Source organism: Enterobacter sp. PL_is379 (genome assembly GCF_055817355.1).
Map to the genome: position 1 here is coordinate 221,218 of NZ_JBVPGT010000033.1, position 15,490 is coordinate 236,707.

13 protein-coding genes are annotated in these 15,490 nt (G+C 57.4%); 3 read left to right on the top strand and 10 right to left on the bottom strand.

Annotation, left to right across the window (positions count from 1 at the left end; all coding sequences use genetic code 11):
- The first annotated feature begins 116 nt into the window (after window positions 1-116).
- Window positions 117-527 (top strand): YbhQ family protein, encoded by a 411-nt coding sequence (locus tag AC0TOY_RS22420; protein ID WP_032649440.1) that lies wholly within the window; start codon window positions 117-119, stop codon window positions 525-527.
- On the opposite strand, the gene AC0TOY_RS22425 is transcribed toward AC0TOY_RS22420, so the two are convergent.
- The 5 genes from AC0TOY_RS22425 to cecR are packed head-to-tail and all read right to left on the bottom strand — an operon-like array spanning window position 489 to window position 6,129.
- The gene (locus AC0TOY_RS22425; protein WP_048991524.1) at window positions 489-1,595 is read right to left on the bottom strand and encodes an ABC transporter permease; all 1,107 of its coding nucleotides are present in this window, start codon (window positions 1,593-1,595) and stop codon (window positions 489-491) included. The genes AC0TOY_RS22420 and AC0TOY_RS22425 overlap by 39 nt on opposite strands.
- A gap of 9 nt (window positions 1,596-1,604) precedes the next feature.
- A complete protein-coding gene (locus AC0TOY_RS22430) occupies window positions 1,605-2,738 on the bottom strand; it encodes an ABC transporter permease (RefSeq protein WP_473722580.1) in 1,134 nt (377 codons plus the stop codon).
- Window positions 2,728-4,467: an ATP-binding cassette domain-containing protein gene (locus AC0TOY_RS22435; RefSeq protein ID WP_473722582.1), complete on the bottom strand. Its 1,740-nt coding sequence runs from the start codon at window positions 4,465-4,467 to the stop codon at window positions 2,728-2,730. Before AC0TOY_RS22435 ends, AC0TOY_RS22430 begins: the two co-directional genes overlap by 11 nt.
- The gene (gene hlyD, locus AC0TOY_RS22440; protein ID WP_473722584.1) at window positions 4,460-5,455 is read right to left on the bottom strand and encodes a secretion protein HlyD; all 996 of its coding nucleotides are present in this window, start codon (window positions 5,453-5,455) and stop codon (window positions 4,460-4,462) included. Before hlyD ends, AC0TOY_RS22435 begins: the two co-directional genes overlap by 8 nt.
- Window positions 5,452-6,129, bottom strand: a complete 678-nt coding sequence (cecR, locus tag AC0TOY_RS22445; RefSeq protein WP_090417696.1) for a transcriptional regulator CecR — start codon at window positions 6,127-6,129, stop codon at window positions 5,452-5,454. The genes hlyD and cecR overlap by 4 nt, the downstream gene beginning before the upstream one ends.
- A 207-nt stretch (window positions 6,130-6,336) precedes the next feature.
- Between cecR and rhlE the strand changes: the two genes are divergently transcribed.
- Both rhlE and dinG read left to right on the top strand, forming a co-directional pair.
- Window positions 6,337-7,722: an ATP-dependent RNA helicase RhlE gene (gene rhlE, locus AC0TOY_RS22450; RefSeq protein WP_473722586.1), complete on the top strand. Its 1,386-nt coding sequence runs from the start codon at window positions 6,337-6,339 to the stop codon at window positions 7,720-7,722.
- A gap of 97 nt (window positions 7,723-7,819) precedes the next feature.
- Window positions 7,820-9,997, top strand: coding sequence for an ATP-dependent DNA helicase DinG (gene dinG, locus AC0TOY_RS22455; protein WP_370883978.1), 2,178 nt, complete (start codon window positions 7,820-7,822; stop codon window positions 9,995-9,997).
- Here dinG and AC0TOY_RS22460 read toward each other — a convergent pair.
- The 5 genes from AC0TOY_RS22460 to AC0TOY_RS22480 form a co-directional block, all read right to left on the bottom strand.
- A complete protein-coding gene (locus AC0TOY_RS22460) occupies window positions 9,984-10,487 on the bottom strand; it encodes a fimbrial protein (RefSeq protein ID WP_370883977.1) in 504 nt (167 codons plus the stop codon). The two genes, dinG and AC0TOY_RS22460, sit on opposite strands and share 14 nt — an antisense overlap.
- On the bottom strand, window positions 10,484-11,470 hold the full coding sequence (locus AC0TOY_RS22465) for a fimbrial protein (protein WP_090418231.1): 987 nt from the start codon (window positions 11,468-11,470) through the stop codon (window positions 10,484-10,486). The genes AC0TOY_RS22460 and AC0TOY_RS22465 overlap by 4 nt, the downstream gene beginning before the upstream one ends.
- Before the next feature lie 23 nt (window positions 11,471-11,493).
- Entirely contained in the window at window positions 11,494-14,037 is a 2,544-nt protein-coding gene (locus AC0TOY_RS22470) for a fimbria/pilus outer membrane usher protein (RefSeq protein WP_473722587.1), read from the bottom strand.
- Window positions 14,038-14,063: 26 nt separating this feature from the next.
- On the bottom strand, window positions 14,064-14,738 hold the full coding sequence (locus AC0TOY_RS22475) for a fimbrial biogenesis chaperone (protein WP_473722588.1): 675 nt from the start codon (window positions 14,736-14,738) through the stop codon (window positions 14,064-14,066).
- Between the two features lie 68 nt (window positions 14,739-14,806).
- Window positions 14,807-15,343, bottom strand: a complete 537-nt coding sequence (locus tag AC0TOY_RS22480) for a fimbrial protein (RefSeq protein WP_024908718.1) — start codon at window positions 15,341-15,343, stop codon at window positions 14,807-14,809.
- Window positions 15,344-15,490: the final 147 nt, after the last annotated feature.

Here is a 15,490-nt window from a genome sequence, read left to right on the forward strand (position 1 = left end):
ACTATCCCAATGAAAATAAAGTGTAGTCGGCGTCACAAAAAGATGCGGCGTTACGGAATTTTCCGTAAAGTGCGGTAGTCTGATTAAGCAGAGAAAAATCCTTCAGGAGAGAAGCCATGAAGTGGCAACAACGTGTTCGTGTCGCAACTGGCCTGAGTTGCTGGCAGATAATGTTGCATTTACTGGTCGTGGCCGTACTGGTGATGGGCTGGATGAGCGGCACGCTGGTGCATGTTGGCCTGGGGCTATGCGTCCTTTACGGCGTCACCGTGCTGTCGATGCTGTTCTTACAGCGCCACCATGAAGCACGCTGGCGCGAGGTGGGTGATGTGCTCGAAGAGCTCACCACCACCTGGTATTTTGGTGCGGCGATGATCGTCCTGTGGCTGCTGTCACGCGTGCTGCAAAACAACCTGCTGCTGGCCCTGGCGGGTATGGCTATCCTCGCAGGGCCTGCGGTCGTCTCATTGCTGACCAAAGAGAAAAAGCTACGCAATGTTGCGTCTAAACATCGCGTACGCCACTGAGCCCGTCGTGGCCGCAATCACCAGTAGCGGCCACAAACTTCCCCAGACAATATCCAGACTCGCATCCTTCAGATAGATTTGTTTGGTGATGTCCGTAAAGTGCCGAATCGGATTTACCCACGTCAGATCCTGTAGCCATACCGGCATATTCTCGACGGGCGAAACATACCCCGAGAGCAAAATCGCGGGCATCATAAAGACGAATACCCCGATAAACGCCTGCTGCTGCGTCGAGCAGAGCGCCGAGATCAGCAGCCCAAACCCCACCAGCGACAGCCCGTAAATCACCATCGTGAAGTAAAACAGCGCCAGCGAACCGGCGAACGGGATCTGGTAGGCCCAAATACCGACTCCCAGCACGATGGTGGCCTGGAACGTCGCGACAATCAGCGCCGGCACAGCTTTCCCGACGAAAATCTGCCAGGTGGCGAGTGGGGAGACCAGCAGCTGATCCAGCGTGCCCTGTTCGCGCTCGCGGGCGACGGAGAGGGAGGTCACGATCATCACCCCGATGGTGGTGATCATGGCGATCAGCGACGGCACCACAAACCACTTGTAGTCCAGATTCGGGTTGTACCAGTTGCGCACCACCAGTTCGCTGTTGTTAGGCTTCGGTTTGCCGTCCATCAGCTCCTGCTGGTAATCCTTCACCACCTGCTGCAGATAGTTGGCCGCTATCTGGGCGCTGTTGGAGTTACGTCCGTCGAGGATCAGCTGCATCGGCGCGGTCTGGAAGGTATCCAGATTGCGGGAGAAATCCGCCGGGAACCGTACCAGCAGCAGCGCTTTTTGCGTGTCGATAGTGGGCTGGATCTCCTGCGGGCTTTTTAGCAGCAGGATGTGGGTAAAGGCTTTCGCGCGGGCAAAGCGCTGCGTTAGCTCAACGGCGTGTTTGCCGTTGTCTTCGTTGTAAATGGCGATGGTGGCGTTGGTCACCTCAAGGGTGGCGGCAAACGGGAACAGCAGTACCTGGATCAGCACCGGCAAAACCAGAATGGCGCGGGTTTGCGGCTCGCGCAGCAGGGATTGCAGCTCTTTGCGTATTAACGTCCATAAACGGTAAAACATGCGCGCTCCTTAATCTAACCGCCGTTTGGTTTTCATCCACGTCAACCCGATAAACATCGCCGCTGACGCCAGTAAAAACAGGGTGTTGATAATCAGCACCACCGGAATATTCCCTGCCAGGAACAGGCTTTGCAGCGTGCTTACAAAGTAGCGCGCCGGGATGATGTAGGTCACGGCGCGGATCACGGCAGGCATGCTGTCTATCTGGAAGATAAACCCGGACAGCATAATCGACGGCAAAAAGGCGGCGTTGAGGGCCACCTGGGCCGCGTTAAACTGGTTGCGGGTGATGGTGGAGATGAGTAGCCCCATCCCCAGCGTGCTGAGTAAAAACAGGCTGGTGATAAAGAACAGCACCACCAGCGAGCCGCGATACGGCACGCCGAGGATAAAAACGGAAACCAGCATGCAGAGCAGCATCGCCAGCATACCGAGGAAGTAGTAGGGAATAAGCTTACACAGCAGCAGCTCGACGCGCGTCACTTCGGTTGAAAGCAGCGCCTCCATGGTGCCGCGCTCCCACTCGCGGGCGATCACCAGCGAGGTCAGAATCGCGCCAATGACCGTCATGATGATGGTCACCGCGCCCGGAATAATAAAGTGCTGGCTGATGGCGGCGGGGTTAAACCAGTAGCGCGTCTGCACGTCAATCAGCGGGTTGAACGTCTCGCCCCGGTCTTCCGCCCGCTGCATCTGCCAGAGCTGCCAGATCCCCTCCGCATAGCCCTGCACGAAGTTTGCGGTGTTCGGCTCGCTGCCGTCGGTGATCACCTGGATCGGCGCATCGGCATTGACCCGCGCCATATTGGCGGCGAAATCCACCGGAATGACGATCAGACCGCGAATTTTCCCGGCCTGCATTTTCTGGATCAGTTCCTGACGGCTGTCGCTGATGGTGGCGTCAATATAGGGCGATCCGGTCATGGCGTGGGTGAAGTCCAGCGCCTCTTCGCTCTGCTGTTCCAGCAAAATCCCGACCCGGAGCTTGCTGGAGTCCAGATTAATGCCGTAGCCAAAGATAAACAGCAGCAGCAGGGGGATCACCACCGCAATCAGCCAACTGCTGGGGTCACGCACGATCTGCCGCGTCTCTTTAATGCACAGCGCGCGCACCCGGCGCACGGAAAGGGTTTTACTGCGCATGGGCATTCTCCTTATCCCAGTCGTGGATGAGGGTGATAAACGCCTGCTCCATGGTCGGGTCCGGGACCTCCTCGTCGGCGGCCTGGTTTTTCAGGTCGTCCGGGGTACCGTGGGCAATCAGCTTACCGCGATACACCAGCCCGATGCGGTCGCAGTACTCCGCCTCGTCCATGAAGTGGGTGGTCACCATTACGGTCACCCCTTTTTCCACCATGCTGTTGATATGCAGCCAGAACTCGCGGCGGGTGAGAGGATCAACGCCCGAGGTCGGTTCATCCAGAAACAGAATATCCGGCTCGTGCATCAGCGAGCAGGCCAGCGCCAGCCGCTGCTTAAAGCCGAGCGGCAGCTCGTCGGTGGCGTGGGAGGCAATGTTGGTTAACCCGAAGGCGTCGCTCATGCGGCGGATTTTGTCGTTCTGCGCCCGCCCGCGCAGGCCGTACACGCCGGAGAAAAAGCGCAGATTTTGCTCGACCGTCAGGTTGCCATACAGGGAGAATTTCTGCGCCATATAGCCCAGATGCTGGCGCGCCTTGCCGGAGCTGACCTTCAGGTCCATGTCCAGTACCAGCGCCTTGCCGGACGTCGGCACCAGCAGGCCGCACATCATCTTAAAGGTGGTCGATTTTCCCGCACCGTTCGGCCCGAGCAGGCCGAAAATCTCGCCGCGCTTCACCGCAAAATTAACGTTGTCGGTGGCGGCGAAATCCCCGAACTTTTTGGTGAGGGATTTGGCTTCAATGACCGTTTCGCCCGGCGTGCCTTCCACCGTGTGCAGAATGGCGCCAAGCGGCGACTCTGACGTCCCCGCGCCGCCCAGCAGGTCGATAAACGCATCTTCGAAACGTGGCGCCGTTTCTTCCATGTCGATCTCAGGCATGCCGGGCGCATCGCGAATATCGTCGACGGTGGCCTCTTTTTTGAGGATCACCCGCACCGAGCGGCCCTGAATCATCCCGTCGCTGACCTGCGGCAGCTTGAGCACCCGCTGCAGCAGCGTGCGGTTGGACGCCTGCGGGCTGTGCAGCAGGAAGCTGCGCCCGGCCATGCTCTGCGTCAGCGTCGTCGGCTCGCCCTGATAAAGCAGTTCGCCTTCGTTCATCAGCAGCACGTCCCGGCACTGCTCCGCTTCGTCGAGGTAGGAGGTGCTCCAGAGGATCAGCATCCCGTCGCCCGCCAGCTCGTGCACCATCTGCCACAATTCGCGGCGGGAAATCGGGTCAACGCCGACGCCGGGCTCGTCCAGCAGCAGCACCTTTGGTTCGCCCACCAGCGTACAGGCCAGCCCCAGCTTCTGCTTCATCCCGCCGGAGAGCTTGCCCGCCAGCCGGTCGGTGAACGGGCCGAGGGAGGTAAATTCCAGCAGGCGGGCGAAGGTTTTCTGTCGCGTTTCGCCGGTGACGCTGCGCAGGTCGGCGTACAGGTTCAGGTTTTCCATCACCGTCAGGTCTTCGTACAGGCCAAACTTCTGGGGCATATAGCCGAGCATGGCGTGGAGCGCGCCGTCATCTTTTATCGGGTCAAGGCCGAGCACGCGGGCCGATCCTTCATCCGGCTTCAGCAGCCCAGCCAGCATCCGCATCAGCGTGGTTTTCCCCGCGCCGTCCGGGCCGACCAGCCCGGTCACATAGCCTTTCTGGATGGTACAGTTCAGCGGTGCGACCGCGGGCTTATCCATCCCCTTAAAGCGTTTAACCAGATTGTTGAGCTGAATAACCGCGTCATTCATGTCGTTCCCCGCTGTTCACTTTTACGGTGACGGGCATGCCCTGACGCAGCGCGTCATCCGCATCGGTCACGATGATGCGCAGGCGATACACCAGGTCGGTACGCAGGTCCGGTGTTTCTACCGTTTTCGGCGTGAATTCGGCGGTAGGGGAGACAAAGCCCACTTTGCCGTGATACGGCTTGTCCGGGCGACCGTCGGTATAGAGCAGCAGCTCGCGGCCCGGCTGCATCTGGCCGAGATTCGTCTCATCAATATAGGCGCGCACCCACACCGGGCGGGTCAGGGAGAGAGTCAACACGGTGCTGCCCGCGCTGAGCATGCTGCCCGGCTCCACGGCGCGGGTCATCAGTGTGCCGTCAGACGGTGCGATGAGCGTGGTGTCGTGTAGATCCAGCTCCGCCTGGGCCAGCTGCGCCTGCGCCTGTTCAAGGCTGGCTTTCGCCTGGGCGATATCCTGCGGGCGGTTACCGGTGTGGTACTGGCTTAATTTATCCTGCGCGGATTTCAGCGTTGCCTGCGCCTGGTCGCGGGACGAGCGCGCATTTTCCAGATCGTTAGCGGAAATGGTACGGCTTTTCCACAGCCCCTGCTGGCGAGCGTAGAAATTCTGCGCGTAGTCATAGGCGGCCTGCGCCTGTTTAACGGCGGCGGCGGCCTGGGCGATCTCTTCGTCGCGATAGCCTGCCAGCATCAGGTCATATTGTGCCTGGGCGACGGACACGCCCGCCTTGGCCTGCAGCAGCGCATTCTCATAGGGCGCTTTATCCAGCATCCCCAGCGTCTGCCCGGTTTTAATGGCATCGCCTTCGTCAACGCTCAGCGAGGCGAGACGTCCGCCCACGCGGAAGCTCATGTTCACCGTGCGAATATCCACGTTACCGTACAGGGTCAGACCTTTATCCTGATGGCTCTGATACCACAGCCATCCACCGACTCCGGCGGCAAGCAAAACAACAACCACCAGAACGATGGCGACAGGTTTTTTCATGACTTCAGGCTCCTTTGCGTTAAGCCTTGCAGGATTAGATCGAGATGACAGGCGATGACCTGGCTAATCTGCGCGGCTTTATCCTCATCAAATTGTGTCCAGCCGGTGCGTAACAGGATGGTTTCCCTGCCCAGACGGAAGGCAAGAATTTCACCCAGCAGGGCGTGTGTATGCAAAATTGTCTCGGTATCACTGGCATCGCGCCCGGTATAGGCGGCGATCAGCCGGGTCAGGTGGGAGTGCATCGGCTCAATCACCCGATCGTGTACCCGCTGGTAGGCGGCAGTGGGGGAGAGCTGCTCGCGGGAGATAAACTTGCTCAGGTTGAGCGTATCGTCGTGCGTCAGCAGGCGGATCATATCGTGGCAGGCGTTGAGAATAAGCTGGCGAACGGCGGCGCGATCGGGCGACGGCTGGCCGAGCAGCGCGGTGGCTTCCTCAACGTGCGGGTGAAACTGCGTGCCGATAAAATCGGCGATCCACTCGGCGCAGGCGAGGTATAAATCCTCTTTTGAGCCAAAATAGTAGGTAATCGCCGCAATGTTCTGCCCGGCCAGCGCCGCAATATCGCGCGTGGTTGCATGCAGCCCGTACTCACCAAACTGCGCCAGCGCGGCGGCAATAAGCTGGTTTTTGGCCTGTTCACCTTTTGATGTCGTCGGGGTTGTATTCATAGCGGCATTAAGAATTAATCAATCGATTGATTAAGATTATGCCTGATTCACGCTAACGTCGAGGGAATGCGGAGGGATATTTTATGCGCCACGTCACAAAAGCTGCTACACTCCGCCCCTTCGCGACATTGTGGTTTTTGTCCTCCCCTATTCGTTATATCTCCCTGAAAACTACACCTGTGATGGTCGGGGCGGTTCGGAGTTTTTATGTCTTTTGATTCCCTTGGCCTGAACCCGGAAATTCTGCGCGCGATCGCAGAGCAGGGCTACGTTGAGCCAACCCCAATCCAGCAGCAGGCTATTCCTGCCGTTCTTCAGGGGCGTGACCTGATGGCCAGCGCCCAGACCGGCACCGGTAAAACCGCGGGCTTTACGCTGCCGCTGTTAGAGCTGCTGGTAAAAAATCAGCCGCACGCCAAAGGCCGTCGTCCGGTTCGTGCGCTGATCCTCACCCCAACCCGTGAACTGGCCGCGCAGATTGGCGAGAACGTGCGTGACTATAGCCGCTATCTCAACATTCGCTCGCTGGTGGTGTTCGGCGGCGTCAGCATCAACCCGCAGATGATGAAGCTGCGCGGCGGCGTGGACGTGCTGGTGGCAACGCCGGGCCGTCTGCTGGATCTGGAACACCAGAACGCGGTGAAACTGGATAACATCGAAATTCTGGTGCTGGACGAAGCCGACCGCATGCTCGACATGGGCTTTATTCACGATATTCGTCGCGTGCTGGCCAAGCTGCCGCCGCGTCGTCAGAACCTGCTCTTCTCCGCGACCTTCTCCGACGAGATCAAGGCGCTGGCGGAAAAGCTGCTGCATAACCCGCTGGAAGTGGAAGTGGCGCGCCGCAACACCGCCTCTGAGCAGGTGACGCAGCACGTTCACTTTGTTGATAAAAAGCGCAAGCGCGAACTGCTCTCCCAGATGATCGGCCAGGGTAACTGGCAGCAGGTGCTGGTCTTTACCCGCACCAAGCACGGCGCCAACCACCTGGCGGAACAGCTGAATAAAGACGGCATCCGCAGCGCCGCCATTCACGGTAACAAGAGCCAGGGCGCGCGTACCCGTGCGCTGGCGGACTTTAAATCCGGCGACATCCGCGTGCTGGTGGCGACCGACATCGCCGCCCGTGGCCTCGACATTGAAGAGCTGCCGCACGTGGTGAACTACGAGCTGCCAAACGTCCCGGAAGATTACGTTCACCGTATCGGCCGTACCGGCCGTGCGGCGGCAACCGGTGAAGCGCTTTCGCTGGTCTGTGTGGACGAGCACAAGCTGCTGCGCGACATCGAACGTCTGCTGAAGAAAGAGATCCCGCGCATCGAAACCCCGGGCTACGAAGTGGATCCGTCAATCAAAGCCGAGCCGATTCAGAACGGTCGTCAGGGCGGTGGTGGACGTGGCCAGGGTGGCGGCGGTCGCGGTCAGCAGCCGCGTCGAGCAGAAGGCGGTGCACCGAAATCATCCGGCAAACCGCCGCGTCGTAGCAACGACAGCAAACCGGCCGGTGACAATCCGTGGCGCAGCGGCGAAGGCAAGCCGGCAGGGGAAGGGCAGCGTCGACGCCGCCCGCGTAAACCTGCTAACCCGCAGTAATCTGGAAGCCCGGTCGTAAAGCCGGGCTTTTCTTTTTGCGGCAGCGAGGAGAAAGTGCCACAATAGTGGCTGTTTATACAGTATTTCAGGTTTTCCGATGGCTTTAACCGCGGCGCTGAAAGCGCAAATTGGCGCCTGGTATAAGGCGCTACAGCAGCAGATCCCCGACTTTATCCCCCGAGCGCCGCAGCGGCAGATGATTGCTGACGTGGCAAAAACGCTCGCCGGGGACGACGGGCGACATCTGGCGATTGAAGCCCCGACCGGCGTCGGGAAAACCTTGTCGTATCTCATTCCCGGCATTGCCATTGCACGGGAAGAGGACAAAACGCTGGTGGTCAGCACCGCCAACGTGGCGCTGCAGGATCAGATCTTCAGCAAAGACCTGCCGCTGCTGCGCAAAATTATCCCCGACCTGCGGTTTACGGCCGCCTTTGGGCGCGGGCGTTACGTGTGCCCGCGTAACCTGGCGGCGCTGGCCAGCAGCGAGCCGAATCAACAGGATCTGCTCGCGTTTCTGGATGACGAGCTGACGCCAAACAATAAGGCCGAGCAGGAGCAGTGTGCAAAACTCAAAGCCGAGCTGGACGGCTATAAGTGGGACGGCCTGCGGGATCACACCAGCCAGGCCATCAGCGACGACTTATGGAGAAGGCTCAGCACCGACAAAGCCAGCTGCCTGAACCGTAACTGTCACTACTACCGCGAGTGCCCGTTCTTTGTCGCCCGGCGCGAAATTCAGGAAGCCGAAGTGGTTGTGGCTAACCACGCGCTGGTGATGGCGGCGCTGGAGAGCGAAGCGGTGCTGCCGGAGCCGAAAAACCTGCTGCTGGTGCTCGACGAAGGCCACCATCTGCCCGACGTGGCGCGCGACGCGCTGGAGATGAGCGCAGAAATTACCGCCCCCTGGTTCCGCCTGCAGCTGGATCTCTTCTGCAAGCTTGTCGCTACCTGCATGGAGCAGTTCCGGCCGAAAACCACGCCGCCGCTGGCGGTGCCGGAGCGTCTGAGCGACCACTGCGAAGAGGTTTACAGCCTTATCTCGTCGCTGAACAACATCCTGAATCTATATCTTCCCGCAACCCAGGAGGCGGAACACCGCTTTGCGATGGGCGAACTGCCGGACGAGGTGATGGAGATTTGCCAGCAGCTGGCGAAGCATCTCGAAAAGCTGCGCGGGCTGGCGGAGATGTTCTTAAACGATCTCAGCGAGAAAACCGGCTCACACGACGTGGTTCGCCTGCACCGTATTCTTTTGCAAATGAACCGTGCGCTCGGCATGTTTGAAGCCCAGAGCAAGCTCTGGCGGCTGGCCTCGATGGTGCAGGCGTCGGGCGCGCCGGTCACCAAATGGGCCACCCGTGAAGTGCGCGACGGGCAGGTTCATCTGTTTTTCCACTGCGTGGGCATCCGCGTGGCCGATCAGCTGGAAAAGCTCATCTGGCGGAGCGTGCCGCACGTGGTGGTCACCTCTGCCACGCTGCGCTCCCTGAACAGTTTTTCGCGTTTGCAGGAAATGAGCGGGCTTAAAGAGAAAGCGGGCGATCGTTTTGTCGCGCTGGACTCGCCGTTTAACCACTGCGAGCAGGGGAAGCTGGTGATCCCGCGCATGAAATTCGAGCCGCTGATCGACAACGAAGAGCAGCACATTGCGGAAATGGCGGCCTACTTCCGCGAACAGGTTGAGAGCAGGAAATACCCCGGCATGCTGGTGCTGTTTGCCAGCGGGCGCGCGATGCAGCGCTTCCTGGAGCACGTCACCGATCTGCGTTTACTCCTGCTGGTGCAGGGCGATCAGCCGCGCTACCGGCTGGTGGAAACGCACCGCAAACGTATCGATAATGGCGAGCGCAGCGTGCTGGTGGGATTGCAGTCCTTCGCGGAAGGTCTGGATCTGAAAGGGGACTACCTGACGCAGGTGCATATCCATAAAATCGCCTTCCCGCCTATCGACAGCCCGGTCGTCATCACCGAAGGCGAGTGGCTGAAAAGCCTCAACCGCTATCCGTTTGAGGTGCAGAGTTTACCTGCGGCGTCGTTTAACCTGATTCAGCAGGTGGGGCGTCTGATTCGTAGCCACGGCTGCTGGGGGGAGGTGGTGATTTATGACAAACGTCTGCTCACCAAAAACTACGGCCAGCGGCTGCTGAACGCGCTGCCGATCTTTCCGATTGAACAGCCAGAGGTGCCCGAGGTAAAAAAACGCCCGGCAACACTGACCGCCGGGCGCAGGAAAAGCATCCGTGCTAAGGGGCGCGATCCTACTGGTAAGTGAAGGTCACCTGCACCACGCTGCTGAACGTCCCCGCGCTCACCGGCATGGAGGTGGCGTAGTATCGTGCGGCGAGTGGGAAATCGACGGTATGATCGCTTTGATTAACCAGGGCGCTGAAGCTCGCCTGCGGGGCAATCGTAATGCGATCCAGGCGGTCTGCCAGCTCCAGAGCCAGCCCGCCGGCGCTGCCCGTGCTGGCAAATTTCGTCGGGTGTACGCTGTCTGCCTGGCCGTTAAAGGTCGCGGTGGCGAGCGTGGTGGTGGACGGGCATTTGGACAGCGTAAGATCAAAATTCTTCCACTCCCCGGTATCCCCCACATCCTTAAAATCGCTGGAGGCGGCTTGTCCCAGGTTAACGGTCAAATTCTGGCTGGCGCTGTCTACCGAGCAGGTATTGGCGATGATATTGCCTCTCATCTGGATCGCGATCTCATCGGCATTCGCCTGCGTGAGAAGGCCTGCCAGTAGTAACAAGGTGATTTTTTTCATTTATATCCCAACGTAATCGTGGCAATGCTGTTTGCTGTCCCGGGGGTGACGCTGGCTGCCGTTTGTTGATATGCGACCTCAAACGGGATCGCCAGCGGAACGTTCGCTTGTGCAACTGCCGCCGTATTCTTGTAAGTATCAAAGTTGGCAATTTCCCCGTCGAACATCATGCGCACTCCTACGCCGGTTGCTACGCCACTCTCCTGAGTCAGTTTTACGACGCCAGGGAAATCTGTTTCATAGCCGTTTGCACTGGTGATCATCACTTGAGGCTGTACGGTGTTATTGCAGTTAACGGTAATGTCGAACGTCTGAGGCGACGTCAGAGTTCCTGTCCCGGTGAAGTCGCTGACAGGGAAATTGCCCAGCGTCACGGTGAGGCTTTTCGGCGAAACTGAGCAGGTGACTTCGTTAAACGTGATATTTCCTGAATAGGAAAGGGTGTTCGGACTGCCTAAACCTTCGTGATTGTAAACGCCAAGCCCAAACTCCGTCTGAGCCTGAGAAAGTGAGCCAGAGGAAACCGTGGAGCTGGTTTTCACCAGCTCCAGAGTTACGTCAAAATTGAACGAGAGCTGTCCATCTGAAGAGAGATATCCCACCGGCGTATTCCGGGAATCACAGTGGACGCCGCCGGCCCCCTGGATGCGTTGCCCCTGATCGTTCATCAGGGCGATACCAATCCCGGCGACACCAGAGTCGTACACGCCCGGCAGGCCCGGTATTTCTGAACCGGAACCATAATAGCAAGCCACTATTTCCATCCCCGGGCTGTAGGTACTGGAGCAACTTCCGGCAACGTGCACCGTCTGTTCTGAACCCGGAATGGTCGCGCCAACGGCCAGCGAGGTGGGTACCGATATGGAGGCCACATCAATCATCTTTGGCATATCCGGTGACGTGCATGACGCTTTCGCGTGCGGCATAAAAAATGCGGATATTCCCAGCACTAACAATAAAAAACTCTGTTTAACGATTTGCATCATCTTTCGTCTCAGCCAGTGCATTACTGACATGTTGCGGCAGCGGTAATAATGCCGGATTTATCTCTCTCTTCAGCCAGCGCGTACTGCGCGATGCATTGTTCGCTGACATTGTCACCCCACATAACGGAGAGTTTTCCGCGTGCGGGGAGGCCGGAGAGGTACGTTTGGCCATCTGAGCCAACGATAAATTCGCTGTCCTTATCCTCAGTGGTCACCGTCGCGCCGAAGGGCAGCGGTTTACCGTTGTGCGTGAGCGTCATCAGCACGCGATTGCCCACGCGGGTGTTAAAGCTGGCGCGCACCACCGCTCCCCGCGTTGGGGTGACGACCTGCGCCGCGTGCGTCACGTCGGCATCATCCGGCAGCGTTTCGGTATCCAGCGCAATGGTGTTATGGCGATACGCGGTGACGAATGGTACGACGGTGTAGCCGCGGAAATCGGTCTCAACGCCCGTCTGGTTGGTGATATGCGTCCCGTGCGTTCCCGGCGCCTTCACCAGCGCGATGGTCTCACCGAGCGGCTGGCTCAGGGTGATGCCGTTCGCATGGGCAACCACGCCGCCCTGCAAACCGACGTTCACGGTCTGCTGGTATTTATCCTGACTGACGCCTGCGCTCACTTCGCCATAGGTCGCTTTGTAATCGGCGTTCATGCTGGTGGAGTTACCGCTGCCGGTACTGCTCAGCCCTTCCTGAATATTCCAGTTCAGATTGTCTTCCTTCAGCGCCGTGCCGTTCAGGCCGATATTCTGCGTGGTACCGTCTTTGGTATTGTTCAGGTTGTAGGTGGCCCAGGTGTTATGCATCCAGTGGTCCAGCGGCACGGAGACGCTCAGCGAGAACTGGTTGTCGTTCGTCACTTCGTCGCCGTTTTCATCGCTGTCCTGGGTGTTCTTGTTCATGCTGTAGCTCAGGCTGTAGCTCACCCCGTGCCAGCTGTTGTTGTAGCTGACGCTCATGGAGGTCATGTCCTGGTTCTGGCTCCAGTAAGTCTCTTTCACCATGTTCAGGGTGACGGACCCCCAGCCTTCGGGCAGCGTCTGGTCGATGGTGGCCTCGGTTCGGGCGCGGCGCTGCTGGGGGGCAGACCAGTCGTCAGAGCGGGTATATGACTCCATGGTGTCTTCCAGGGTGTAAAACCCTTTGCTGTTGTAGCGATAGCCCGCGAGCGAGAAGTTGGTGCCTGAACCGGCAAAATCTTTGCTGTAGCGCACGCGCCAGGACTGGCCTTTGCTGGCCTGCTGCTTTTTCAGCAGGGCCTTTGCGCGGGTGACGTCGATGGAGAACGCCCCTAAATCGCCCATGTTTTTCCCGGCGCCGAGCGCCTGGGACTGATAGTGGCTGCTCTGCTGTATGCCGCCGTAAGCGGTAAAACCAAAGGGCAGGCCGTAAATTGCGCTGCCCTGGGCAAACGGAGTTTTCTCGACGTCTTTGTCGTAGGAACGGTACCGCCCGGCGGTCACGCTGTAGCGCAGGTTTTTTTCGCGCTGCAGTACCGGTACGGAGGCATATGGCACCACGAAATGGCTTTCGCTGCCGTCGGTCTCTTTCACGGTGACCTGCAGATCGCCGCTGCTGCCGGTGGGGTAAAGGTCGTTAATTTCAAACGCGCCGGGAGCGACCGTGTTCTGATAAATGACGTAGCCGTTCTGGCGAACCATCACCAGCGCATTGCTGTGTGCGGTGCCGCGAATAATGGGCGCATAGCCTTTTTCGCTGTCCGGCAGCATGTCGCTGTCGGATTTAAGCTCCACGCCGGTGTAGGGTACGCTGTCAAAAACATCAGAAGGCGAAGAGCTTTGTCCAACGGTGAGATCGCTTTTCATCGCCACGATATCGCGCTGGGCATAGGTATAAACGGAAGAGAATTTTTGCTGCTCTTCCTTGCCCTGGGTGCTGCGATTCCACGTGGAGTAGTTGCGTACGCGCCAGGCGCCAACGTTAAACCCGGGACGCAGGTTAACGTACTGGCTGCTGTTATTCTGCTCGCCCGACTGTCGCGCATGGCTCTGGCTGGCGGTCACGCTGTAGTTGAGAATACCTGCGGTGATCCCCTCGTCGAATTCTTTCGGGTCGATATAGCCGCGTGGAACCTGGCCCAGGGCCAGTTGAGGGATACTGAGCAGCAGCTGCTGATTGCGAACGTGAAACGACGTGGAGGCTGCCGGGATGGCGGTTAAATCAGCACACTGGCCTTTTGCCATCAGCGCCGGATATTTTTGGGTTTTGATCCCAAGGCTTTTTAAATCATTCAGGCTAAAGCAGGGCTGAAGTGAACTGCTGCCGTGTGAACCTTTATGCAATGTGAACGTGACGTCGCGGGTATCAATTTTATTATTATTAATAAAAATAGCGACCTGATATTTCCCCGGTGCCTGCCCTGGCCCTTTTTCGTAAACCGACAGATCGGTCTTACCCTGTTGCGGATTATCAATATCCAGCAGCGCCGGGTTAAAATAATCATCAGCCATAACCTGCTGCGCAAAGATCGCCAGTACCAGGCAACAGAGAATGACCAGCAGTGATGAAATTCGGCAGGTGAACGGCTTTTTATGGCTGTACATGATTATTTTATTACCGGGGGATAGTATTAACGAACGGCTTTCGACCAGGTATGGCTGATGCTGCCATAATCAGTAATAATGGAGTACGTGACGGTTGAGCCTCCGATATTGCCAGGTAAGGCAAAATGCGTTTCCGTTTTCGGGATCGCCCAGGTGGCTTTTGTTACTTTATGACCGTTCAGCGTGACGGTCTGGAAGTTCATAAAGAAAGGCGTGGGGTTATTCACCACCAGTTCATTACCTTCACGGCGCCATTCAAGCTTATCGGCCACCTCTTCTGGTCTGCCTTTTACTGCTGACGGGCGATAAAGCAATTTAATACGCGTATTAATGGCAATTTGTAGCGTATTCACACCTTCGACGTGCTTTGATGAAGGGATCGCTTTAATATTCAACCAGTACAGTGTTTCCCTGTCTTCCGGTAAATTTCCGCCCGTACGTACAACGCGCAGAACGTTATCTTCTTTCGCATCCAGACGGAAAAGAGGAGGGGTGATCAGGAACGGCGCTTTGGCCAGGTTTTTACCGCCAGAGTCGACCCAGGACTGTACCAGATAATCCGTTGCATCTGGGTTTGAAAGACCAAGAGACGATTCCTTTTTCTCTCCCTGGTAGACCAGACGTGTGCCATTAATAATGACACCTGCATGTGCAGTAGAGGCCGCCAGTAAAAGCGTGCTCAGTAAATAACCATGGCGCATAAATATTTCTCAATAAGATAAGAGATATTAACGCGTATAACCGCGTTAATATCTCAGGATTGATAATATCAGTTATAGATAACGGTGAAGGTCGAAACGGAGTTAGCCGGACCTGCGGTAATTGCGGCCCCGGTTTGAATATAACGCGCGCCGAATATCAGGTCGTTAACTGCTGTACCGGAGGCTAACGGATATTGCTGAGAAGGGGTGTACAGACTCACCGGCTGCTCAGAAGCGTCAACCAGCTGAATAGCGACACCCGTTGCCGCATCCACATCCGGCGTTAATGCCAGCGTTGCGTTGTTATTCGCATCCGGCGTTCCGCCGAAGTTAATCGCTGCAGAGGTAACGGTTTCCGGACAGTCTTTTAACTGAATATCGAACTTCGTTAACGTGCTGGTAGAGCCTGCACCGGTAAATACCGTTTTAGAGACTTTGCCTAACTGAACGTTTAACGGGTTACTTAACCCATTAACCACCTGACACGCTGAATCAATAATTTCTCCGGTGAAATTGATCTGCCCTTCACCGTTTGTTGCCGCAAATGCGGATGCAGAACATCCCACCGCTGCGGCGATGAATAAACCTAAAGCAACCTTGTTCATAGTGAATCCTGATATGTGACTGGTGCGAACGTTGCCTGGACGTTTTCACCGTTGACCCTGGAAGACTTTCCGCTGGTTATTTAATCAAAAAATACATGTCTAAGAATCTTCTGCAGAAATCACAAATAATTGAAAAATTTCTTGTAT

Coding starts and splice junctions, on each gene's coding strand:
- AC0TOY_RS22420 (WP_032649440.1), top strand. CDS start 117: ATGAAGTGGCAACAACGTGTTCGTGTCGCAACTGGCCTGAGTTGCTGG.
- AC0TOY_RS22425 (WP_048991524.1), bottom strand. CDS start 1,595: ATGTTTTACCGTTTATGGACGTTAATACGCAAAGAGCTGCAATCCCTG.
- AC0TOY_RS22430 (WP_473722580.1), bottom strand. CDS start 2,738: ATGCGCAGTAAAACCCTTTCCGTGCGCCGGGTGCGCGCGCTGTGCATT.
- AC0TOY_RS22435 (WP_473722582.1), bottom strand. CDS start 4,467: ATGAATGACGCGGTTATTCAGCTCAACAATCTGGTTAAACGCTTTAAG.
- hlyD (WP_473722584.1), bottom strand. CDS start 5,455: ATGAAAAAACCTGTCGCCATCGTTCTGGTGGTTGTTGTTTTGCTTGCC.
- cecR (WP_090417696.1), bottom strand. CDS start 6,129: ATGAATACAACCCCGACGACATCAAAAGGTGAACAGGCCAAAAACCAG.
- rhlE (WP_473722586.1), top strand. CDS start 6,337: ATGTCTTTTGATTCCCTTGGCCTGAACCCGGAAATTCTGCGCGCGATC.
- dinG (WP_370883978.1), top strand. CDS start 7,820: ATGGCTTTAACCGCGGCGCTGAAAGCGCAAATTGGCGCCTGGTATAAG.
- AC0TOY_RS22460 (WP_370883977.1), bottom strand. CDS start 10,487: ATGAAAAAAATCACCTTGTTACTACTGGCAGGCCTTCTCACGCAGGCG.
- AC0TOY_RS22465 (WP_090418231.1), bottom strand. CDS start 11,470: ATGCAAATCGTTAAACAGAGTTTTTTATTGTTAGTGCTGGGAATATCC.
- AC0TOY_RS22470 (WP_473722587.1), bottom strand. CDS start 14,037: ATGTACAGCCATAAAAAGCCGTTCACCTGCCGAATTTCATCACTGCTG.
- AC0TOY_RS22475 (WP_473722588.1), bottom strand. CDS start 14,738: ATGCGCCATGGTTATTTACTGAGCACGCTTTTACTGGCGGCCTCTACT.
- AC0TOY_RS22480 (WP_024908718.1), bottom strand. CDS start 15,343: ATGAACAAGGTTGCTTTAGGTTTATTCATCGCCGCAGCGGTGGGATGT.